Here is a 21595-nt window from a genome sequence, read left to right as displayed (position 1 = left end):
CGGGCGGCGTGACTACCATCGAAGTCGATTCTTCCCGTGGCATCGATGGTCCAGGAGGTCGTGCGATGGTGACTACCAAGTTCGCGCTGATCGCAGCCGCGGCGGTGGCGGCGATGACGATATGCGCGCCGTCGGCGGGCGCGGCTCCCGAGGACGAGTTCATCACCTTGAATTCCGTGGTCACCTCCGCACCGGATGGCCTGCAAGCCACCGGCACCTACCGCTGTGAGGCCGGTATCGGCTTTCTCGACGTCTCCGCGCAGATGAACACCAGCGGCAGCGGCACGATCGCGCTCACCAGCTCCCCGCCGGGGGCGACCCTGCAGTGCACGGATCGCATCGAGACCTGGTCCGCCGTGCTGAAGCCGTCCAACGGCCAACCGGTGCTCGTGCCCTACACCGAGGGCACCGGTACCGCGCAGCTGAACAGGAAATACTGGAAGACCGATTCCGGTCAGGTCGCGCTGCACCTGGGATGATCCGGTGCGCACGCGGCGCGGCCGGTCTACCAGCCGCGCCGCGTGGCCAACGGCCCCTGGCTATTTCATCGAGAGGCTGACCTCGTGCGCCCGAAGGGCCAGATGAAGCTCGGCCGCTCCCAAGGGTGTGGACGGGTTGTGCCCGGTCAGCGTCGCGATCCGATTGATCCGGAAGCGCAGGGTATTGCGATGGCAGAACAGCTTTTTCGCCACCGCCCCCGCTTCGCCACCGCCCTCGAACCACATGCGCAGGGTGTGCAGCAGCACATCGCGATCGCCGGGAGGAAGCCCCAGTATCGGCCCCAGCCGCATATCGGCGATGCGCGCGGCGAGATCGGGCGCCCCGGCCAGCAGCACCGATAGCAGCACCTGATCGTGGCGAACGACGATGTCCGCCATCGATTCCGCGGCGATCGCCGCCAACCCGCTCTGGCGCAGCGCCTCGGGCGCCGCGGTCAGCACGGGAAACACGGCACTGATCCCGGTCCGCCCCAGTGTTCGTTCGGCCAGGAGGTCGTGCAGCCGATCGATGGTGAAAGCCGTTGTGAGAGCGACGATTCCCACATGGCTGTCCAGCCTCACCCGCCACGCCGAGCGCACGCCAAGCGCCGTGATCGCCGCGCCGATTCCCGGAATCGTCTCGGCCGCGGTGCGTGTCGATCGCGCGTACACGACGACGAAGTCGCCGTAGAAGGGCAGCCGCAGTCTGTCGATGTGCTCGCGCTGGCTCGCCACGTCGGTCGTCCCGGCCAGCACCGCGTCCACCGCGACTTCGAGCAGCCTGCCGTCGTGCTGAGCTTGTTCGGCTTGCCACTCTTGATATCCGAGCGTCAGCGCCTGGGAGTAGTCGTCGGCCAATCGCCAGATCTCGGAGGCCGATTCCAGCAGATCCTGGGTGGCCCGCGGATCGTTGCCCACGAGCACGACCAGCCGATCCCAGGTGACGCGCGTCGCGATGCGATACGCGCGAAGCACCGCCGTCAGCGGAACTCCGAGTTCTGCGCGTCGGCGCCCGGTGGCCCGTGCGGTGGCGAGTCCCAGCTGCGTATTGCCCCCCATGTACTCCAGCGCCGACTCGAGATTCTCCCGATTCGACGCCATCAATTCCTGATGCGAGACCGAATCGAACGTCCCGTACGCGGGCTCGCTCGCTTCGATCGCGTGCGCGACTTCGGCTACCAGCGAATCGATTTCGGTCAACAGCGTGCGTCGGGCACGGCCGATGAATGGTCCGGGAACGTCGCTCATGAGGCGATGCTCCCACCCTTCGCGGGCTCGCCCCGGTGCGAAACCGGAGCGAACCCGCGTGGAACAGCCATCAGTCCATGACCGGTTGGGGGCGGCTGTGCTGCTGCTCTGCCGGGCCGGAAACAGTGCCGGCAGGTGCGTGCGGCGGCAGCGGCCCAAGCAGCAGGAGCTTTTCGACCGCCGTGGGCAGATACCAGTTCCACTTGCCCATGAGCGACACCGTCGCCGGCAGCAGCAGCGAGCGAATCACCGTGGCGTCCAGCAGGATTCCCAGCCCCAGACCCACCGCCATGACCTTCTGATCGGTGCCGGGGCCGGTGGACAGCGCCGCGAAGGACAGGAACAGGATCAACGCGGCACTGGTGACCAGGCGCCCGACCCGGCTCAACCCCGCGATGACAGCCTGATCGGTGGATCCGGACGCCCGGTACTCCTCCTGAATGCGAGCGAGGATGAACACCTCGTAATCCATCGACAGCCCGAACAGGAACGCGAACACCATCGGCGGAATCCACACCGCGACCGCGTGGGTGGCGGTGATGCCGTACACCAGCTCCGAGCCGACGCCGTCCTGCCAGAAGTACACCATCGCACCGATCGCCGCGGCGAGCGAAAGCAGGTTCATCACAACGGCTTTGAGCGGCAACAGCAGCGAGCGGAACGCTCGCACCAACAGCAGGTATGTCAGGATCGACAGCACGAGCAGCACCAGCGGGAAGTTGTCGTACACCGCGTGCTGGAAGTCGGTCTGCGCGGTGCCGACGCCGGTCACGCCGACGACGCCGTCCAGTCCCGCCGCGGTGTCCTGCACCCGCTCCACGACCGCCACGGTCCGCTGATTCACCGTCTGATCACGCGGGATGGCCAGCACCATCGTCACCGTCGGCCCCGTGCCCGACAGCGGCCGGTTGAGATGCCCGTCCCCGGCCTCGGCGACCACCACGTGCGCCACACCCTCGATGCTCGCCAGCGCGTCGGCGACCGCCGGAGCCCGATCGCTGCGGGTGAGCACCTCGATCGGGGACAGCGTCCCGGCGGGAACGCCGCTGTCCTTCAACGCGCTGTACGTCTCGTACGCGGGCCCGCTCTGCGCGAGCGAATCCGCCGAGGAGAAACCGATATTGGCGTTCGTGAACGGAACCATCAGCAACCCGAGCACCGCCAGGGCCGCCGCCGCGGAGATCCACCGCCGTCGCACCACCAGGGTGGTCCAGCGCGTCCACCCCTTCCCCTCGGCCCGGTGCGGTCCCCGCGTGTCCAGCCACGGTCCCGCCATACTCAGAATCGCAGGAGTGAGGGTGAGGGTCGCGAGCACCGTCACCAGCGGAATGAGCGCGCCCGCGATGCCGATGCTGCGCAGGAACGGCACCGGGAGCACGACCAGCGACAGCAGCCCGATGGCGACCGTGACGCCGCTGTGCACCACCGCTGTTCCGGCCGTGCGCATCGCGGTGAGGATCGCCGCGTCGTTGTCGAGTCCGCGCCCGCGCTCCTCCCGCCAGCGGGTGACGACCAGCAGCGAGTAATCGATACCGAGACCGAGCCCGACCAGTGAGATCAGGTACTGCACGATGAACGAGTAGTCGCTGATGTAGGTCAGCGGCAGCAACAGCAGCAGCGCCCCCGGGATCGACACCGACGCGACGATCACCGGCAGCACCGCGAGCCGAGAGCCGAATACGAAGGCCAGCACCACGAGTGCGCCGCCGCCCGCGATCAGCAGCTCCAGGATCACTCCCAGCCCGATGCCGCTGCCCTGGCTCGCGGCCAGCGCGTCGGTGCCGGTCATGCCCAGCGTGGCCCCGACCGGCAGCAGCGGGGTGATCGCGGTGGCGACCGTATCGGCCGGTGTCGTCGGTGTGGGAGTCCGCGTGATCGGATAGAACACGTACGCCATGGCCGTGCGATCGTCCGCGGTCACGAACGCCGACCGATCCGCGCGATCGACGGTGTTGTAGGCGTCGAAAACCTGCACCGGCTGGTCGTACATGCGCACCGTCGCCAGCGACTCGAACGCCGACTTCAGTTCTCCCGCATGGTCGCCCACCCGCTGCCCGTCCGCCAGCGTGACCGCGACGATCAATGGCGAACTGTTCTGTCCCGCTGTCCCGAAGGTCGAGATCACCGCATGGGAGGCGGTGTCGCCGGGTTGACCCGGCAGCGCGAAGTCGACGGTCAGACGATTGGTGGTGAACGTCGCCAGCGCACCGCCGACGATCAACGTCAGCAGCCAGGCCGCGATGATCCGCCGGCGATGTCTCAGCGCCGCCTGGGCGATTTTCTGCACGATGGTTCCTTCTCGGTGCCGGAGTTCGGGACGCTGCCGCGGGTCGGGACGCCGCGGTTCACGACGCCCCCGCGGTGCAAGACACTGCCGCGGTTCAGGACGCCGCCGGAGCGGGGTCGCGCCGCCCGGTGACGGTGCCGGTCCCCGGGATGATGCGGGCCCGCACGGTCCCGGACAGCTCGTCCCCCTCCACGACGGTGGTGAAGATCAGGTTGAGCCGCATGGGATTGCGGATCGACTGATGCCAGACGAGCGAGTTGCCGGAGACCTCGACCTTCGCCAGCGGCGCGAGTTCACCGGATTTCGGATGACGCGCATTGCCGCTCACCGAACCGTCCGGGGCGGTGGTGAATTCGATGATCGCGGTCTGGCGGCCGATCTGCGAGTCGATGGACAGGGTCCAGGTGCCGTCGAGTGTCATGATCGAATGTCCTTTCAGCGCAACGTGAGCGAGTGGTGGTCGGTGAGGCCGGCCACACTGTCGTGCAGGGCCTCGACGTGCTTCTCGAAGCCCAGCCGCAAGGGCGTCCGGTCATCGAGACGCAGGGTCAGGGCGAGGCAGTCGTAGCGGCACCCGTCCTCGCTGTGCCAGCCGGGAAGGTAAGCGCTGGCGACGAATCCGCGGCCGCGGGCGTCCGGCGTGCAGAGTTCGGCGATGACGTCGCGCTTGTCGGCCAGCACGTACACCGTGAGGTGCTCGACCAGCGCCGGCGCGTGGTCGACGACCTCCCACAGCAGGCGCCGCACGTCCGCGGGGCTCGTCGCGTCGATCTCGCCGATCACCGCGGCGTTGCTGGGCTCGAAGAGCGAGAAGGCGATTCGCCCGTGCTGCGACTCGTGCAGGTATCGAGTCGAATGCGCCGCCGCGATCCGCGTCGGATAGGCGCCGGTCGCCGCGCGCCCGACCATGGCCCGCAGCTCGGTGTCCAGGAGGCTGCCCGCGATCACCAGCGGATCCGACGGCAGGATGCGCAGCGGCGGATGCACGGGATTGAAGGAGCCGCCGATCAGATGCTCCTCCCGATTGTCGCCGACCCGGTGCATACCGCCGTCGGTGCCGGTCCAGTGGATGCTGTAATCGATGCGCTCGAACAGATATCGAGCGCGCTCGCTGCGGGCGTACCCGTAGATCAGTTCGTTCTCCGGGCGCGCGATGGCATCGTCCACGGTGGCGTTGAACAGCACCGCGAAGTTGCCGCGACCGGCGTATTCCAGCCTGACCGCCGCGCGCCCGAGCTCACAGGTGCCGTTCACCGAATCGGGAACCGCGACACTGGATCCCACCACGACGCCGTCCGCCGTCGCCAGGAACCACGAGTAGTCACGTTCGGTGAGAACGGCGCTGATGACCGCCGGGTTCGTGCATTCGACGAGTGGATACCTGCCCCGGTAGACCCGGTCGTACAGCTCGGCGATGCCTTCGGCGTCGTCGGGAGTGGCGCGACGGAATTCCAGCGGGGTCGTGGACGCCTCGGCAGGGTTGAATTGAATGGTCATCGAATCACGCCGATTCCGTTGTCGCGGTGCGAATATCGAGGTGCAGGGCGAGCGGGCGGCGCGGTGCGGGCACCAGATCGGGAGTGAGGGGCCCGGCGACCGCCCGGAACACGATGGCCAGCGGCGCGTCGGTATCGGCGACCAGGACCTTGCGGAATTCCGCCATCCGAGTGTCGATTTCGGCGCGCTCCTCGGCGGTGAAGACCTCGCCCTCGGGCACGCTGAGCATCTCGGCCTCGAACATGAGCGAGGTGGTGGGATGCACGCCGACCCCGAGTGCGGTGGCCGCGAGCCACATTCGCTGCACGGCCCGACCGGCCTCCACGAAATCGCGGCGGGTGTCCCCGGCGGCGGTGATCGCACCGACCGCGGAGGCCCCGGCCGCCCAGGTGCGGGTGTATTCGAGGAGCCCGGCCCCTTCGCCGCGCTCGTGCAGGAACTTGGCGACCGTGGGGCGACTCAGGATTCGCAGCGCGATGCGCTCCGGCAGGAGGATGCCCAGATTCTCCAGTGGCACACCGTCTTCGCGGTCCGGTTCATCGGAGCGGAAATAGAATTCGTCGAAGGTCTCGGTATGCATTTCCGCCACGAGAGTGCGCAGCCGGTTGCCGACCGCGGTGCCCTCGCCGTAGACGTGCTTGACCTCCTCGTCGCCGCTGAGCCACAGTCGGGCGGAGTACGCCGCCACGGCCTCGTGCAGCGCGGATACCTCCGAGTCGGTGAGCGCCCGGCCCGCCTCACGGGTGCGCTCGCTGTAGCGGTTGCTCAGTGCCGCACCGAGTGCGACCTCCGCCGCGGTGGCCTCGGGGCCGCTCTCGCCGACCGTGACCCGGGTGTAGACCAGCGAATCCGGGCCCTCGGGGTCGTACTCGACCTCGACGGTCAGCCCCCGGGCTCGCGCGCCGACGACGATGCTCTCGGTCACCGCTCCGAGCACCACCCGGCGCACGGTCTCGCGACCGTCGAAGAGCCGGTGGGTGATCGAGCGCTCGGGCATGTGCACGACGTCGATCACCCGTCCGCACACCGCGAACCGCCACTGCTGGGTGTTGCCGCCGGACGGCGAGCGCATGGCCAGTTCGAGGATGGCGCGAATATCCTCCGGCAGTTGCCCGACCGCCGCTTCGGGCTCGGGAACCGATGCCGGGGAGAGGCTCTCGTGCGGCGTGCGCCCGATTCCGTAGGGCAACTCCACATGCCGCCGCCCCGACGGCACATCGTGACCGAGCAGGATCGCGCGCGCCACGGTGGCGACCACCGCGCCGCCGTGATTGACCTCCGAGGCGAGTTGCGGCCAGGTGGTCAGCGTGGCATCCATCTCGACCACCGATACCGCTGTGCGGTCGGAGATGTCGTCGACGCCGACGATCGTGGCCATCGCCGCGAGTTGCCCGTCGCGGTCCATGGTCGCGAGTTCTTCGGTGGTGAGGTCACCGACCAAGCCGTGCAGCAGGGGCCTTTGCGGTTCCAGGTCGAAGCGCTCGATATCGAGCATGCCGCGATCGCTGGCCTCCATCAGCACGGGAATGCCGCGCTGACGGGCATGCTCGCGCGAGAGGATCTTGATCCACGGCATATCGCACTCTTCGACCAGGATGTCGACCGCGCGGCCCGCGTCGAAGAAGGCGTCGACATTCAGATCGTCGATGCCCTCGTGGAAGACCTCGACCTGAAGGTACGGGTCGAGCTCGGCGATCTGACGAGCCGCCAGCACCGCCTTGTTCACGCCGAGATCGGAGACGTTGGCCCGCAACCGATTCAGGTTCGACAGGTCCAGCTCGTCGAAGTCCGCGAGCTTGATGCCGCCCACGCTGCGTTCGGCGGCGACGGTGAGGGCCACGGCATTGCCGACCGAGAGACCCAGGATGCCGATCGTCTTGCCCGCCAGTGCCCGCTGCTCCTGGGAGGTGAGCTTGTTGCGGTTGGCCGCGGTGCGGACCTGCACGAACTCGGGTTCGTCGAGGATGTGCACCAACTTGCCCGACCACGGGTAGAACACCCATACGCCGATCTCGTCCCGGGGCCGCCCCCCGACGAGCTGCTCGAAGACATCGTCCCGATCACCCATGCGCCCGCGTTCGGGAGTGCGGATCTTGGCCAGATTCTCCAGCTGCAGGGTGAGCATGTCGTGCCGGGCGGCGATCGCGCCGGACTGTTCGAGCTCGGTCAGCGCGGCGACGTCCGCGGCATCGGAGAGCCGAAACAGGGTTGGCGGAACATAACTTTCGATATAGTCCGACAGTGCGGGACCAGTGAATTGCATATGTTTCCTCCGAGATTCGGAGCCCATGTCATGAGCGCGTGACCGCACTGCATCGGTACCGGCATGCAGGCAGGTTTCATCGAGCACATCGTTGTGCGCCAGGAGATGTGGGATAGCTGCCGTGTGCGACGAGCGGTGAATGCTCGGCTCCGGGCGCAGGGGCTGGACTGCGTGCTGGAGCAGGGGTGGAGCGCGTGAGCTCCACTGCGCACGACGAACAAGCTCATCGTGTGTCGCCACGCGTCGCGCTGCAATGGGCCCGTGCACACCCTGCGTCGAATATCGTTGTGGTGCTTGCACAAACGCGCGGTTCCGGTACGCACGGCGTCACGGGTTCGCCCGGAGTGTGCCGCGTCACTGTGCGCGGTGACTCGGGTCCTTCGGCGGGCGCGCGAAATTCCCGGCTACCGAATCGGCAACCGGAACCCCGCGATGCGAACGCGGCCACTCTTATGCGACGGGTGACCTGCGCCGCGCAATACTGAGGACATGGGAAATCGCTGGTCCGGAGTAACGATCGACTGTCTCGACGTGACCCGGGTATCAACCTTCTGGAGCGCCCTGCTCGACCGCCCGCCGGGCCCCTCCGAACCGGGCTGGGTCTACCTCGGCCACCCCGAGGACCCCCAACCCCGCCTGGTCTTCCAGCCGGTCTCCGAGCCCAAGACCGGCAAGGTCCGCCTACACCTGGACATCACCGTCGACGACCTCGATCACGCTGTCTCCCAAGTGATCTCACTGGGCGGCCACCCCACCGGCGAACGCCACGACTACGACGAGGGCACGGTCGTCGTCATGACCGACCCCGAGGGCCACGAATTCTGCCTCGTGCACTACCGCTGATTCGCCCGGCTCGTGCCCGGACACCCACCCCGGGCCGCACATGCCCCGAAGCCCCCGGCGCAGCCGTCCGCGCGAAAGCCCAGCGATACCGCGGGCAGCTGGAGCCGGGGCCACGACATGGTGAGGCTGCGTCGATGCCTGTGGGCTCCAACGCTTTTGCCGACTCGAAGGGCCGGTTGATCCTTGTGCGGTGGTGCTCGAGCGGCCAGCCGCGGTCGACAGGTGCTTCAGTCGACGACGTAGCGGAGCATCACCGCGGTCTTGAAATTCCTCGTTTCGACCAACCGGAGCCCGACGCGTTTGTCCAGGGACGGGAACATCGGGGTGCCGCCGCCGAGGATCACGGGGGAGACGTAGACCTGGTATTCGTCGATGAGCCCGTGCGGAATCAGTGACGCCGCGAGGTTCGCGCCGCCGACCTCCATGACGCCGTCGCCCGAGGCTTTGAGCCTGCGGACTTCCTCGACGGCGTTCTCACTGATCAGTGTGCTGTTCCACTGGACTTCGGTGAGCGTCCGCGAGAACACGAACTTGGGCTTGGACGTCCAGAGTTCGGCGAACTCGTGCTGGATCGCGGGCGCGTCCTGCGGCACGTGCGGCCAGTACTCCGCCATCAGCTCGTACAGCCTGCGGCCGTTCAGCGAGATGTCGATCTCGCGGAACCTGTCGTTGTGGAATTGATGCAGCTCGTCGTCCGGATCGGTCCAGTCGATGCCCCCGTCCCGGTCATTGACATAACCGTCCAGAGACACGCCGAACCCATAGTTCAGTTTCCTCATATCGGGTAGACCTCCTCCACACTCGAAACTCATCGATCCTCACCGAATCACACCAGCAATCGCGGGATATTCGCTGGATCCGAGCATCCCGCGTTGCACGTGCCGCCGGGAAGGCCCAGTTCGTCGCTGGGTGTGTGCGTTCGGTCGACAGCGCACTACCACTCGCACCGAGCAAGCAGCGCACCCGAATTGGACAAGCCTCAGCTCACCCTTCAAGATCAGTCTGGCTTTTCATCGGAAGCCTTCTGGGAGGGGAGATCTGTGATGTCGGTATTTCGAAGGGCAGCGGCGGTAGGGGTGGCGACCCTCGCTCTGGTGGGAATGAGCGGCGCGGCGGCCAACGCCGAACGCGGTCCGGACGGAAAGTACTACGGTGCGATCGCCACCGGCGAGCTCGTCCAGGACGCGAACATCCCCGGCGGTTTCCGCAGCAACTTCGGCACCACCTGGAACTACCCCGATCAGGCATCCGCCGAGCGCGACGCCATCGCCCACTGCCGCTACAGCTGCAAGATCGCTGTCAGCTGGTCGAACGGCTGCGCCTCGGTAGCCGAAGCCGCCGGCTCCCTGGTCCAGCGCACAGGCCTGGGCGCGACCGCCGAGGAAGCCGAACGCAACGCCCTCGCCGAACTCGACGCCTGGCTGGCCCCGATGCTCAACGACCCGGTCTGGAAAACCTACGTCCGCGGCCCCAACCACGTCCTGGCCACCCAGTGCACCGGATGAACCGACCTTGCGGCCTTTACTTCTGAGGGGATCGGCGTCGACCTCGGAGTGTCAGGAGCCCCGAATCTTTGCCGTCGAGATTGGGGGAATCCGCTCATGCGGAGTGCTGCGTGAACCGTAATGCTCAGTGAGGCTGAGCATTACGGCGCAGCGAACTCGACGTTAGGACGTGCATGTCGAAACCGACCACTCCGAGATCGGTCCTTGTCACCGGTGGCAACCGCGGCATCGGCTTGGCTGTCGCCCGGCGGCTCGCCGAGGACGGTCACCGGGTCGCGGTCACGCACCGCGGACCCGACGCCCCCGAAGGACTTCTCGGTGTGCGCTGCGACGTCACCGACGCCGCCTCCATCGACGCGGCCTTCACCGAAATCGCCGAGCACCACGGTGAAGTCGAAGTGGTCATCGCGAACGCGGGTATCACCGACGACATGCTGTTCACGCTGATGAGCGAGGAGCAGTTCGAACGCACCCTGGACACCAATCTCACCGGAGCGTTCCGCGTCGCCAAACGCGCGAGCCGTTCCATGCTCCGTGCCCGGTGGGGTCGGCTGATCTTCCTCGGCTCGGTCGTCGGCATGGCGGGAACCCCCGGCCAGGCGAACTACGCCTCCTCCAAGGCGGGCCTGATCGGTTTGGCTCGATCGATCACCCGTGAACTGAGCTCCCGCTCCATCACGGCAAACGTCGTCGCCCCCGGCTTCATCGACACCGATATGACCCAGGCTCTCGACGACAAATACCAGCAGCTGGCCCAGCAGGCGATCCCCATGCAACGCATAGGCGCACCCGAAGAAGTCGCCGCCGTGATCAGCTTCCTGGCCTCCGACGAATCCAGTTACGTCTCCGGCGCCATCATCCCGGTCGACGGTGGTCTCGGCATGGGTCACTGACACTCGTCGCCGGCAACGTTCCCGAACACGGAAAGGCCCGCGCCCCGAAACCATCTCGGGGCGTGGGCCTTCCATCGAAGTCGGATCGAATCAGCCGACGCGGCACAACCATTCGGTCCCGTAGTGCGCGGCATTGCCACCGTCGAGATGCACCCAGTGGCCGCCGTTGTCCCCGCAGGGTTCGCCCTCGACGTGCGCCGGTCCGGGCGGCGGCGGGTTCGGGGTCACGCCCGCGCTGCCGGTGAACAGGCCGTCGGGCAGGGGGATCGAGATGCCGGGTGCGGGCTGCCACACATCGGCGTGTGCGGTGGTCGCCGCGATCAGCGGCATCGCGACCGCGCTCGTCACAATCGCCGTCATCAGTGCGAAACGCTTCATTACCGGGTGCCCTCCTCGGAACGGATCGATCATCGGATCAAATCGAACTGGTCGCTCATCACATCATCGTGCAGCTACCTGTCAAGCATTAGCTAATTTCACGCAAACCTAACCATGGTCCGCGTCACCGCGCTCCGACCGGCCGGGTGCGGGTCGGTCGCGAATTTCCAGGAGATGCCCCGGCCAGGCCGTGGTGAGACGGGTGCCGGTGCGCGACTCGTGCGACACGGAGGATAATGATCTTGTTTCGTTGATCTTCTGCTTGCGTTGAGTGCGTGATCCCATCCCCGAGACAGGGCGGAGCCACCGACGATGACCATCACAACGAGCACGCAGGATCGGATGAACCTTCTCGACGACCTCGACGACGCGGTGCGGCGGATCGCCGCGGGCCGGGCGGTGATCGTGGTCGATGACGAACTCCGGGAGAACGAGGGCGATCTCATCATGGCCGCCGAACTGGCCACCCCCGAGCTACTGGGATTCTTCATCCGCTACACCGGCGGCGTGGTGTGCGCCCCGATGCCGGCCGACCGCGCGGACCTGCTGGGTCTGCCACTGATGACCGATCTGCACCAGGACTGCAAGGAAACCGCGTTCACCCTCACCGTCGACGCCAAGGCCGGAGTGGTCTCGGGCATCAGCGCCGCCGACCGCGCCGCCACCGTGCGCGCCCTGTCCGACCCGGCCACGACCGCCGCGGATCTGCAGCGCCCCGGCCACGTGTTCCCGCTGCGGGCGCACCCCGGCGGGCTCGCGGCCCGGCAGGGCCACACCGAGGCGGGCGTGGAGCTGATGCGGCTGGCGGGCTTGTCGCCGGTGGCCGTCATCAGCGAGGTCTGCCATGACGACGGCTCGGTGATGCGCCTGCCCGCACTGCGCGCATTCGCCGATACCCATGGGCTGGCGCTGATTTCGATAGATCAGCTCATCGCCCGGCAAGCCGAGGTCCGGTCCCCGGCCGTCGTTCGCGCATGACCGATCGCATCGCAGCGGTCCTGTTCGACCTGGACGGGACTCTTGTCGCGACCATGGACCCATGGGACCGCTGCTGGACCGACTACGCCGCCGACCACGGCCACACCTGGACCGACGCCGACCGCACCCGAACCCACGGCCACGGCGACTGGGCGCGGTATCTCGCCGCGGTCTGCGGACTCGACTCACCCGATCGGGTGACCGAGGACTGCGTCGATCTCATGCTCGACCGAATCGACGCCGGCCAGATCCCCCTGTTGCCCGGCGTCCCAACCCTTCTCGCCACCGCGACCACTCACGTCCCCACCGGCGTGGTCTCGGCGTCCCCTCGCCGCTTCGTCCACGCGACCCTCGCCCACTTCGGCCTCGCCGACACCCTGTCGGTCATAGTCGCCCGCGAAGACCACCCCGACACCAAACCCCACCCCGCCCCCTGGCTCCATGCCGCAACCCTCCTCGGCGTGCGACCTGAATCCTGTGTCGCGGTGGAGGACTCGGCCCACGGCATCCGCTCCGCCCACGCCGCCGGCATGCGGGTCTTCGCCATCCCCAGCTGGCCCGCGACCCGCCGACCTCCCGAGTCCGACCTGGCCCATCACCTCGCCCCCACCGCCGCCCGGGCCACGCTGTGGCTGCACGGAGCCCTCACCGAAATGACCCCCGCCCGCTGATCCAGCACGCAGTCTGCGCCCGCCTCAGGAACCTCCCACCCGTGTGAGCTGGTGTCGCAGCCACATTCGATACTCGTCGTCGGACCAGCCGCAGGTAAGAACGAAATGCTGGTAGGCGTTCGTATCCGTGACGAAGGCGAGAACGTCGGCGACCGTGCCCTCACGACCGGGCTCGGCGAGACCGTGCGCGACGAACCATGCGGCCGCCGTGTGCAATTCGTCTCTTCGCATGCGTTCGAGTTCTTCCAGGCGCCGCGCCACGGTGGCGTCGATTCCGGCCGCGTCGCGCACGACGCCCCACAGTCGAGCGGACCGGGCATGCGCCGAGGTGAGGAAGGCGGCGGCGGTATCGAGGGCGCGGCCGGTGTCGGGATCGGCGAAGGCGCCGCGCAGGTCGTCCGTGTCGAGAACCGCTCCACCGCCGGTGAATTCGCGCATGACGACCTCGAGGAGGAGCGTGCCCTTCGTGCCGGCCCCGTGGACCGTGGCCCCCGCGACTCCGGCGCGGTCGGCGATGTCCGTGACGGTCGTGGCGGTGAATCCTCGGGTGGTGAACAGCTCGCGCGCGGCATCGAGTATCCGCGTGCGGGTGTCGGCGGCCCGGGCCGCGCGTCGGCTCCTGTCGTAACGGCGTGGCATATGTCCTCACTTTCGATATAGTCGACTCTATCGAAAAGGGGGTTGGGATGAGTCGATACCTGTTGTGCGCCACTCCGGCTGGGGGACATGTACATCCGGTACTGGGCGTCGCGTCCGGTCTGCGGGAGCGTGGCCACGAGGTCACCGTTCTCACCGGATCGCGATTCCGTTCGATTGTCGAAGACGCGGGAATCGACTTTCGGTCCTCGAGCGGTGCCGCTGACATCAACGACCGTGACCCCGACTCGTTCCTGCCCGATCGTGATCGCTACCGCGGGCTGGGGCTGGCCCGGTATCAGTTGCGTCGAATGTTCATCGACCCGATCCCGGCTCAGGCGCGGGACGTCGCCGCCGCGGTCCACGACCTCGACCCCGACGCCGTGGTCGTCGATTCCATGTTCCTCGGTGCGCTGCCCATGCTGCGCGGTCCGGGGCGTATGCCGGTGATCGCCCTCGGCGTGTCCCCGGTGTCGATGCCGGGACCTGATGTCCCGCCGTACAACTCGGGCCTGGTGCCCGCAGCGGGCGCGCTGGGGCGAGTCCGCAATCGCACCCTGAACGCAGTCACCGCCATGGCATTCCGGAGTGTGAATCGCGCCGCCGACGATGCGGTCCGATCCGTGGCCGGGCACGGGTTGGACGGCGGGCTGTTCGGCATCGCCCGGCACTACGACCGTTACCTGCAGTTGGGACCCGCCGAGTTCGAGTATCCGCGCCGCGACCTGCCGCCGGGATTCCGATTCGTCGGCTCCCTCGGCCTCGATTCCGCACCGGCGCGGGTGGCCCTTCCGCGGTGGTGGTCCGAGCTCCCGGATCGCCGCGTCGTGCACGTCAGCCAGGGAGCCGCCGCGAACGCGGATCTCGCCACGCTGATCCGCCCGACGATCGACGCACTCGCCGACTCCGATCTGCTCGTTGTCGTCACCACCGGAGGTGAACCGGTCGAGCGCCTCGGCTCACTTCCGCCCAATGTCCGTGCCGCGGAGTTCATTCCGCACGCGGCGCTGTTTCCGTGCACCGATCTCTTCGTCACCAACGGCGGCTACGGCGGTGTGACCACCGCGCTGGCTCACGGCGTTCCCGTCCTCGTCGCCCCCGGTGGCGAGGACAAACGCGAAGTCGCCGCACACGTTCGCTACTTCGGTGTCGGGATGGACCTGTGCACCGAACGCCCGGCCGTCGAACAGATCCGCGCGGCCGTGCGGCGGATTCTCGACGAGCCCGAACACCGCGCCGCCGCCCGCACCCTCGCGCTCTCGTGTGCCCGATATCGCCCACACGACGCGATCGCCGAGGAACTCACCGCAGCCGTCGCCGACCGGCAAGGCACCACCTGACCGATCCGCCGTCGCTCGGCGCACCTCTGGCAAATTCGGGGGTGGACGGCGTCGACCAGCTCGACTACATTGTCTGGGACAGCATGTCGCAGCCGGTTCCGGCCTGATGTTTGCGGGGTTCAGGCCGGCACCCGTGGCGAGCGAGCCACCGGCAGGGCCGGGACTCGTGCTGCTCAGCGGAGTTCCTCGACCAACCCGATGATCACCCCGGCCGGTCCGCGAAGGTAGCAGTAGCGGCAGATGTCCTCGTATTGCGCTATCTCACCCACGAGTTCGGCACCGTGGGTCCGCAGGCGCCCATAGGTCTCCTCGACGGCGTCGACGACGAAGGTGAGGCGGGGGATACCCGGGACGTTGACCGGTGCGCGAGGTGCGGGGGTACTGGTCCGCGGGGAGTTGAACGTGGAGAGTTCGACGCGGCCGTGGCCGTCGGGAGTGCGCACGAAGGCCAGGTCCGCGCGCACGTCCTCCAGGCCGATGAGTTGGTCGACCCATTCACCCTCGACGTTCGTGCGGCCCTCCAGCTCGAGCCCCAGTTCGAGGAAGAAGGCGATGGCGGCTGCGAGGTCCTCGACCACGATGCCGACGTGATCCATGCGATGGACGGTCATGTTTTCTCCTGGGTTCGTTGCGGCTCGTTCAGGTTTCAGGCGTGCTGACGCTCGGCGCGCTGCTGGATCAGTTCCTCGACCGCGCTGGGCAGCGTGGTCTCGAAGTCGATGAGCTTCGCCCACGTCGGGGTGATGACGATCCGGACCATCCCGTCGTACAGCGAGCGCACTTCGGCCTCCCACTCGACACGCTGCTCGGCGCTCATCTCGTAGCTGCCGTTCATCTCCAGGTACTCGTGCGGAATACCCTCCACCACATCCAGTTCGGCCCGCCCGCGCACGAGCAGGATCTTCGGCGGATGCACCTCGGTGTCGATCGTGAGCGCGACCTGCGGATTGTGCCGCAGCGCATGCAGTTTCGCGGCGTTCTTCGTGGTGCACAGCACGATCTCCGAGCCGTTCCACGCGAACGCGATCGGGATACTGCGCGGCGTGCCGTCCTTGGCGACGTACGCCATGCGCAGCAGGTCGCGGGCCAGCAACTCCTGACTGATCGGACGGTCCAGGATCTCGGTGATCCGGTGCTGCTCCATGGCGATCGCTCCTTCGTCGGTATCGATCAGGCTCTGTGCCTGTTCCTACCCCTGGGACGGAGCCCCTCGACGGTTCTCGACATCCACGGCGAAAAAACTTTTCGCGCAGACGTCATCTCGCCGCTGCCGCAGGTCCGCGAACTACTTCGCGACGCTGATGTCGTGCGCGTGCAACGCCAGATACAGTTCCGCGGCGCCCAACGGCGTAGCGGGATCGAACCCGGTCAGCTCGGTCACCCGATTGAGCCGGAAGCGCACGGTATTGCGATGGCAGAACAGCGTTCGCGCCACGGCCGACACCTCGCCCGCGCAGTCGTACCAGGCTCGCAACGTCTGCAGCAGCACGTCGCGATCATTGCCGGACAACCCCAGCAACTGCCCGAGCCGTGCGGTCGCGATGCCGCTCGCGAGATCAGGCGCGCCCGCCAGCAGCACCGGCAACAGCGCCTGTTCGTGACGCACGACCAAATCAGGCATGGATTGCGCTGCGAGAGAGGTCAATTCGGCGAGCCGCAGGGCGTCGGAGAGTCCGCTCAGCCCCGACTGCGCCGGGCCGATGCCCGTGGGTCCGAGCGTGCGTTCCGTCAGCGCCGCCTGCAGACGTTCGACGGTGAAGGTCGCGGTCAGCGCGACGATCCCGACCTGGCTCTCGGGCCGGACCCGCCAGGCCGAGCGGACCCCGAGCGCGGTGAGCGCGGCCCCGATCCCGGGAATCGTCTCCGTCGCGGTGCTGGTGGAGCGCGCGCAGATCACCACGAAGTCCCCGGTCTGCGGCAGCCGCAACCGATCGGCGCTCTCACGCCGGCGAACGGCGTCGGCGTTGCCGGACAGCAGCACGTCCACCGCCGCGTCCCGCAGCCGCGCGTCATGATGGGCCTGCGCGGTGACCCACTCCTGGAACCCGAACGTCAGCGCCTGCGAGACATCGTCGACCAGTCGCCAGATCTCGCTCGCCGAGTCCAGCAATTCCTGCTTCGCATCCGGATCGTCCCCGGCCATCGTCACTATGCGGTCCCACACCGCCCGCGTGCCGAGCCGGTAGGCCCGCAGCACCGCCTCCAGCGGTACACCCAGCTCCGCCCGGCGGCGCCCGGTGGCACGGGCGGTGTCCAGACCCAGCTGTGTGGCTCCGCACAGATGCTCGAGCACCGCCACCAGATTCGCCCGATTGGACTCGGTCAGTTCCCGATGGTCGATCAGATCGGATGCTCCGTAAGCGGGTTCGGTGCCCTCGATGACCGCGGCCACCTCGACGACCAGATCGTCGACTCCGGCCAGGAGCGTGCGACAGGCACGGACGGTGAAGGAGTCGGGGTCGTCGTTCATGGGCGCGATGCTATCGCCGCAGCTCTGCGACAGTCCCTACGGCACCGGTGATCGAAGAGGGCGGCATTGCGGGGAGGTGATGGGAGCCGAATTCGAAACCCGAGCGGACTCGTACCCGCGGAATCTCGCCGAAGCGAACGAAAAGTGGTGCGCGATACTGGGATTGAACCAGTGACCTCTTCCGTGTCAGGGAAGCGCTCTCCCGCTGAGCTAATCGCGCGGGTGTGGGTGTTTCTAGAGCGGATGACGAGATTCGAACTCGCGACCCTCACCTTGGCAAGGTGATGCGCTACCACTGCGCTACATCCGCATTCGCTTGCCGGGGCTCCGGGGGCCGATCGGCTTGCGAGAGAGAACATTAGCGTACAACCGGGTGATGATTGCAAATCGCCTGGACAGCGGGGGAATCGGCGTGTCCTGCGAGGCAGCCACTTCCGTGATTCCGGTAGTCGCGCCGACTGCCGATCAGCGCAGCGCCCGGGCGGAAAAATAGAGCCCGGCCCCGGCCGAACTCTTTCTCCCATTTCACTGTATATCGCACCCGCCCCCTTGTGGCAAGACCCCGGTGGAGGTCTATAACTGCTGGTCGAGACGAAATCGAGAGGGGTTCCGATGCGTGTTCTGCTGTCGACCATCGGGTCGCGCGGGGAAGTGCAGCCGACGCTGGCACTGGGCGTCGAATTGGTGGCGCTGGGCGCGGAGGTCCGCGTGTGCGCACCACCGGACTTCCGCGAACTGATAGCGGGATTCGGGTTGCCCTTCGTGCCGGTCGGGCCCGAGGTGCGCAAGGTCGATCAAACGCGAGGTCTGCCCACGCCCGAGGAACGTCGCGCGATGATTCGGGGCACCGTAGAGGATCAGTTCGACGCCCTCGGCCCGGCGGCGCGAGGGTGCGCGGTCGTAGTCGGTTGCGGCGCACTGCAGATCGCCGCGCACACCATCGCCGACCAGCTGGGAATCCCGTACGTCTATGCCGCCTTCGCGGCGAACACCTTGCCCTCGGACCACCTGGCGCCGCCCCCGCTGGGGCTGGGCGTGGACACCACCGCCGACATCCCCACCCAATGGCAGCAGGACGCGCAACGCTGGAACGACGTCTGGTTGGAGGCCTTGAACCTCCACCGCGAGCAGGCCGGATCCGAACCGATCACCGACGTGCAGCCCTACATCTTCACCGACCACCCGTGGCTCGCCGCGGACCCCGTTCTCGGCCCCTGGCCGACGCCCTCGGCGCTGAACGTATGGCAGCCGGGTGCCTGGCTGGCCCACGACGAGCGCCCGCTCTCGAGAGAGCTGCAGGACTTCCTCTCGGCAGGAGATCCGCCGATCTACTTCGGCTTCGGCAGCATGCAGGTCGCCCCCGAGACCGCCCGCGCGGCCATCGACGCGGCCCGCGCGCTGGGCCGTCGCGCGATAATCCTGCGCGGCTGGGCCGAACTCGGCCTCGTGGACGACGCACCCGACTGCCTGGCGGTCGGCGAGGTCAACCACCGCGCCCTGTTCCCTCGAGTCGCCGCAGCCGTGCACCATGGCGGAGCGGGCACCACCGCGACGGTCGCGTCCGCGGGAGCGCCCCAGGTGGTAGTTCCCCAGCGCTTCGACCAGTTCTACTGGGCGCAACGAGTCGAGGACCTGGGAATCGGCGTCGCCCACGCGGCCGGGCAACAACCCACCACGGACTCGCTCACCGACGCCCTGCGCCGAGTCCTGACCCCGGAGATCGGCGACCGCGCCCGATCCATCGCGCCCACCGTGCGTGCCGACGGTGCCGTCCAAGCCGCGAAACGAGTAGTCGAACTGGGAACCCGCTGAGCCGCAACGGATCTCAGGTCCGGCGCTGAACCGGTCCCGACATGCGCAACGCGGGTCCCCGGAATCGAACCTGAACCCGCGCCGGGCGCGGGGGAGGGGGCGCATCCTGCTTGGGCACCGCCGGCCCGGGAACCCGTTTGGGGGCAACCTGATTCGGCTGCGAGTCGCTCACCCGGCGCACCTCGTAGCCCAGCAGGTGCTCCGCCTCCTCGATCCCGCCCTGCAGATCGCCGACGATATTCATCTTCGACAGATCCAGGTTGATGGTCACCAGCGTCAGCGCGATCTCCGGAGACACACCGGTGATGATGATGCTCGCACCCATCAACCCGGAGGCGTCGATGGTCTGCGCCAGGTGATTCGCGACCGTCGCGTCGATCGTCGGCACACCGGTGATGTCGATGACCACCACCTTGACTCGATTACCCCGAATCGCCGACAGCAACTGCTCGGTGAGCTGCCGCGCCCGCTGACTGTCCAGCACCCCGATGATCGGCAGAATGAGCAACTGCTCACGCACCTGAAGCATGGGCGTCGACAGCACCCGAATCGCTTCCTGCTGTTGACGAATGATCCGCTCGCGTTCCTCCACGAACGAGACGTCCACGGTATTGGCGATGCGATTCGCGGCCGGCTCGTACGCGTCCAGCACCCGGTTCAGCAGCTCGAAGTCGGACTGATACTTCTCGAACAGGCTGCGCGCCAGCACATCCCGCAGCAGCAGGATGATCCCCAGCACCTCGTCGGTCTCGACGCCGCGCGGAATGATCCGCTCGGACAGGTTCCGCGCGTAGTTCCGCAGCGCCTCGACCGCGCCGGTCTCGAGCACCTCGACGTAGTTGTCGTACACCGACGTCGCCTCGGAGAAGATCTCCTCGGCGGTCATGGCGGTGAGCAGTTGCGCGTCCTTGATCCGCATCGCCCACTCCTGACGCAGGGCGGTGCGATTCTGGCGCAGGTGCTCGACGAGCTCGGAGAGCAGTCGACTGGGCGCGGCCGGGGGCGTGGCGTCGGAGGGCATCACTGAGGAAGGTACCTGTCTCGGCACATCCGGCATCGTCCGTCTCTCTGTAGAGTCCGCTCCCAGTATCGCGGTTCGGCGGCGGGCGAGGTCGAGCAGCCCACCGACCCGCGGCACGGCACCGTGCTGGTCGACGCCGAGAATCCGCCGTCCGATCGAGGTCATCCTTGCAGGCATCCTAAGCCGCCCACCACACGGGCCGTCCTCGTTTCCGATGCCGAACGGTCGGAATCGGTTCCCGGACAACGAAAAGAGCCCCAGTCGAAACCGGGGCTCTTCGTTTTACTGTGCGCGATACTGGGATTGAACCAGTGACCTCTTCCGTGTCAGGGAAGCGCTCTCCCGCTGAGCTAATCGCGCTTGCTTGTGCCTCTAAAAGAGGCGGCGACGGGAATCGAACCCGTGTGCACGGCTTTGCAGGCCGTTGCCTCACCACTCGGCCACACCGCCAAGCAAGGCCGGGTTATGGCCTTCGAGCGGATGACGGGATTTGAACCCGCGACCCTCACCTTGGCAAGGTGATGCGCTACCACTGCGCTACATCCGCATTCGTCCCCGGGGGGCCTCTCGGCTGGTCCCGCTGACGGGATAGAACATTAGCCGACTACCTGTGTGGACAACAAATCGCCTGGTGAGAGGGGGTGAATATGAACTACAGGGGTGTGGTTCGGTGGGTTCTGGAAATCGAGTTTTCCGGTTAATGCCTATTGATCCGGTGGGTCTCCGGAGACGCGGTCACGCGTGCAATGCCGGGTTTCCTGAACGTGTGCGAGCCAGCCGGGCGGGCATCGGCGCCGGGTCGGATGTCACTGTCAGGGGTTCGCCAGGGATGCAGGGGAGTTCGGCGGCTGGTGCACACGGCGAGGTGCGCATCTGCTGCGCAAGGGTTGGGCTGCATCTACTGGGCAAGGGGGCGGCCACTGCACAAGCCGGGGCGCGACCGGAACATGAGGCGAATCGCGCGGACGCTGCGCAAGGCGAGCCCCAATCGCCCGCAGGACCCGCGCGTCCCTCCCTCCCGCCCACCGTCTCGAAAACCGGTCAGTCGCATTCATCCCACACCGCGTGTCCCACCCGATCCCCCCGTGAAAGCCCGGTTTCACCCCGTTTTCCAGCCGATTTGGTAGCACGCGGGTGGTGCATGTTAATGTTCTCTCCCGTCAGGAACGGCACGAAAAACGCCGCGAAAGACACCCGCCTCGGTCTCATAGCTCAGCGGGAGAGCACTCGCCTCACACGCGAGGGGTCGCTGGTTCGATCCCAGCTGGGACCAC

General features: G+C 67.3%; 19 protein-coding genes, 6 tRNA genes and 1 pseudogene. 9 read left to right on the top strand and 17 right to left on the bottom strand.

Features of this window, described 5'->3' with window-relative positions:
* Positions 1-65 precede the first annotated feature (65 nt).
* Positions 66-479 (top strand): hypothetical protein, encoded by a 414-nt coding sequence (locus NJ1_RS10135; RefSeq protein ID WP_067690790.1) that lies wholly within the window; start codon positions 66-68, stop codon positions 477-479.
* 60 nt (positions 480-539) lie between these two features.
* Here the strand turns inward: NJ1_RS10135 and NJ1_RS10130 are convergent, their stop codons facing one another.
* The 5 genes from NJ1_RS10130 to NJ1_RS10110 all read right to left on the bottom strand — a co-directional run bounded on the left by NJ1_RS10130 (position 540) and on the right by NJ1_RS10110 (position 7774).
* A complete protein-coding gene (locus NJ1_RS10130; protein ID WP_067690787.1) occupies positions 540-1727 on the bottom strand; it encodes a PucR family transcriptional regulator in 1188 nt (395 codons plus the stop codon).
* Between the two features lie 70 nt (positions 1728-1797).
* Positions 1798-4014, bottom strand: a complete 2217-nt coding sequence (locus NJ1_RS10125; protein ID WP_067690785.1) for an MMPL family transporter — start codon at positions 4012-4014, stop codon at positions 1798-1800.
* 94 nt (positions 4015-4108) lie between these two features.
* A complete protein-coding gene (locus NJ1_RS10120; protein ID WP_067690782.1) occupies positions 4109-4435 on the bottom strand; it encodes a hypothetical protein in 327 nt (108 codons plus the stop codon).
* 14 nt (positions 4436-4449) lie between these two features.
* A complete protein-coding gene (locus tag NJ1_RS10115) occupies positions 4450-5511 on the bottom strand; it encodes a hypothetical protein (protein ID WP_067690780.1) in 1062 nt (353 codons plus the stop codon).
* Positions 5512-5515: 4 nt separating this feature from the next.
* Complete coding sequence (locus NJ1_RS10110) at positions 5516-7774, bottom strand: Rv1355c family protein (protein ID WP_067690777.1); 2259 nt, start codon at positions 7772-7774, stop codon at positions 5516-5518.
* A 489-nt stretch (positions 7775-8263) separates the two neighbouring features.
* On the opposite strand from NJ1_RS10110, the gene NJ1_RS10105 reads away from it, so the two are divergent.
* Positions 8264-8617, top strand: a complete 354-nt coding sequence (locus tag NJ1_RS10105) for a VOC family protein (protein WP_067690774.1) — start codon at positions 8264-8266, stop codon at positions 8615-8617.
* Between the two features lie 227 nt (positions 8618-8844).
* Here NJ1_RS10105 and NJ1_RS10100 read toward each other — a convergent pair whose 3' ends face one another.
* Positions 8845-9396, bottom strand: coding sequence for a dihydrofolate reductase family protein (locus NJ1_RS10100; protein ID WP_067690771.1), 552 nt, complete (start codon positions 9394-9396; stop codon positions 8845-8847).
* Between the two features lie 264 nt (positions 9397-9660).
* Between NJ1_RS10100 and NJ1_RS10095 the strand changes: the two genes are divergently transcribed.
* Positions 9661-10122, top strand: a complete 462-nt coding sequence (locus tag NJ1_RS10095) for a DUF4189 domain-containing protein (protein ID WP_084477944.1) — start codon at positions 9661-9663, stop codon at positions 10120-10122.
* A gap of 173 nt (positions 10123-10295) precedes the next feature.
* Positions 10296-11015, top strand: a complete 720-nt coding sequence (fabG1, locus tag NJ1_RS10090) for a 3-oxoacyl-ACP reductase FabG1 (RefSeq protein ID WP_067690765.1) — start codon at positions 10296-10298, stop codon at positions 11013-11015.
* A gap of 90 nt (positions 11016-11105) precedes the next feature.
* Here fabG1 and NJ1_RS10085 read toward each other — a convergent pair whose 3' ends face one another.
* Complete coding sequence (locus NJ1_RS10085) at positions 11106-11393, bottom strand: hypothetical protein (protein WP_067690762.1); 288 nt, start codon at positions 11391-11393, stop codon at positions 11106-11108.
* A 312-nt stretch (positions 11394-11705) separates the two neighbouring features.
* Between NJ1_RS10085 and ribB the strand changes: the two genes are divergently transcribed.
* Together ribB and NJ1_RS10075 are read left to right on the top strand one after the other, a co-directional pair.
* Complete coding sequence (gene ribB, locus NJ1_RS10080; RefSeq protein ID WP_067690759.1) at positions 11706-12371, top strand: 3,4-dihydroxy-2-butanone-4-phosphate synthase; 666 nt, start codon at positions 11706-11708, stop codon at positions 12369-12371.
* Positions 12368-13042, top strand: coding sequence for an HAD family hydrolase (locus tag NJ1_RS10075; RefSeq protein WP_067690756.1), 675 nt, complete (start codon positions 12368-12370; stop codon positions 13040-13042). The genes ribB and NJ1_RS10075 overlap by 4 nt, the downstream gene beginning before the upstream one ends.
* A 24-nt stretch (positions 13043-13066) precedes the next feature.
* On the opposite strand, the gene NJ1_RS10070 is transcribed toward NJ1_RS10075, so the two are convergent.
* On the bottom strand, positions 13067-13681 hold the full coding sequence (locus NJ1_RS10070) for a TetR/AcrR family transcriptional regulator (protein ID WP_067690753.1): 615 nt from the start codon (positions 13679-13681) through the stop codon (positions 13067-13069).
* A gap of 47 nt (positions 13682-13728) precedes the next feature.
* On the opposite strand from NJ1_RS10070, the gene NJ1_RS10065 reads away from it, so the two are divergent.
* A complete protein-coding gene (locus tag NJ1_RS10065; RefSeq protein ID WP_067690751.1) occupies positions 13729-15018 on the top strand; it encodes a glycosyltransferase in 1290 nt (429 codons plus the stop codon).
* A 173-nt stretch (positions 15019-15191) separates the two neighbouring features.
* Here NJ1_RS10065 and NJ1_RS10060 read toward each other — a convergent pair whose 3' ends face one another.
* From NJ1_RS10060 to NJ1_RS10040, 5 genes are all read right to left on the bottom strand, one after another.
* Positions 15192-15629, bottom strand: a complete 438-nt coding sequence (locus NJ1_RS10060; protein ID WP_067690748.1) for a VOC family protein — start codon at positions 15627-15629, stop codon at positions 15192-15194.
* Between the two features lie 35 nt (positions 15630-15664).
* Positions 15665-16162, bottom strand: a complete 498-nt coding sequence (locus NJ1_RS10055; RefSeq protein WP_067690745.1) for a pyridoxamine 5'-phosphate oxidase family protein — start codon at positions 16160-16162, stop codon at positions 15665-15667.
* 141 nt (positions 16163-16303) lie between these two features.
* Positions 16304-17488, bottom strand: coding sequence for a PucR family transcriptional regulator (locus tag NJ1_RS10050; RefSeq protein ID WP_067690742.1), 1185 nt, complete (start codon positions 17486-17488; stop codon positions 16304-16306).
* 145 nt (positions 17489-17633) lie between these two features.
* Positions 17634-17708, bottom strand: a tRNA-Val gene (locus tag NJ1_RS10045).
* Positions 17709-17726: 18 nt separating this feature from the next.
* Positions 17727-17798: transfer RNA gene (locus tag NJ1_RS10040), tRNA-Gly, on the bottom strand.
* A 302-nt stretch (positions 17799-18100) separates the two neighbouring features.
* On the opposite strand from NJ1_RS10040, the gene NJ1_RS10035 reads away from it, so the two are divergent.
* A complete protein-coding gene (locus NJ1_RS10035) occupies positions 18101-19300 on the top strand; it encodes a glycosyltransferase (RefSeq protein WP_067690739.1) in 1200 nt (399 codons plus the stop codon).
* A 163-nt stretch (positions 19301-19463) separates the two neighbouring features.
* On the opposite strand, the pseudogene NJ1_RS10030 reads toward NJ1_RS10035, so the two are convergent.
* From NJ1_RS10030 to NJ1_RS10015, 4 genes and pseudogenes are all read right to left on the bottom strand, one after another.
* Positions 19464-20321 (bottom strand): annotated as a pseudogene (locus NJ1_RS10030) (STAS domain-containing protein); the annotation flags it as partial.
* A 288-nt stretch (positions 20322-20609) separates the two neighbouring features.
* Positions 20610-20681: transfer RNA gene (locus tag NJ1_RS10025), tRNA-Val, on the bottom strand.
* A 19-nt stretch (positions 20682-20700) separates the two neighbouring features.
* Positions 20701-20771 (bottom strand) — tRNA-Cys (locus tag NJ1_RS10020).
* Between the two features lie 25 nt (positions 20772-20796).
* Positions 20797-20868 (bottom strand) — tRNA-Gly (locus tag NJ1_RS10015).
* A 654-nt stretch (positions 20869-21522) separates the two neighbouring features.
* On the opposite strand from NJ1_RS10015, the gene NJ1_RS10010 reads away from it, so the two are divergent.
* Positions 21523-21594, top strand: a tRNA-Val gene (locus NJ1_RS10010).
* Position 21595 lies beyond the last annotated feature (1 nt).

Source organism: Nocardia jejuensis NBRC 103114, assembly GCF_001613145.1.
Taxonomy (GTDB): domain Bacteria; phylum Actinomycetota; class Actinomycetes; order Mycobacteriales; family Mycobacteriaceae; genus Nocardia; species Nocardia jejuensis.
This window is presented reverse-complemented; position numbering and strand designations above follow the sequence as displayed.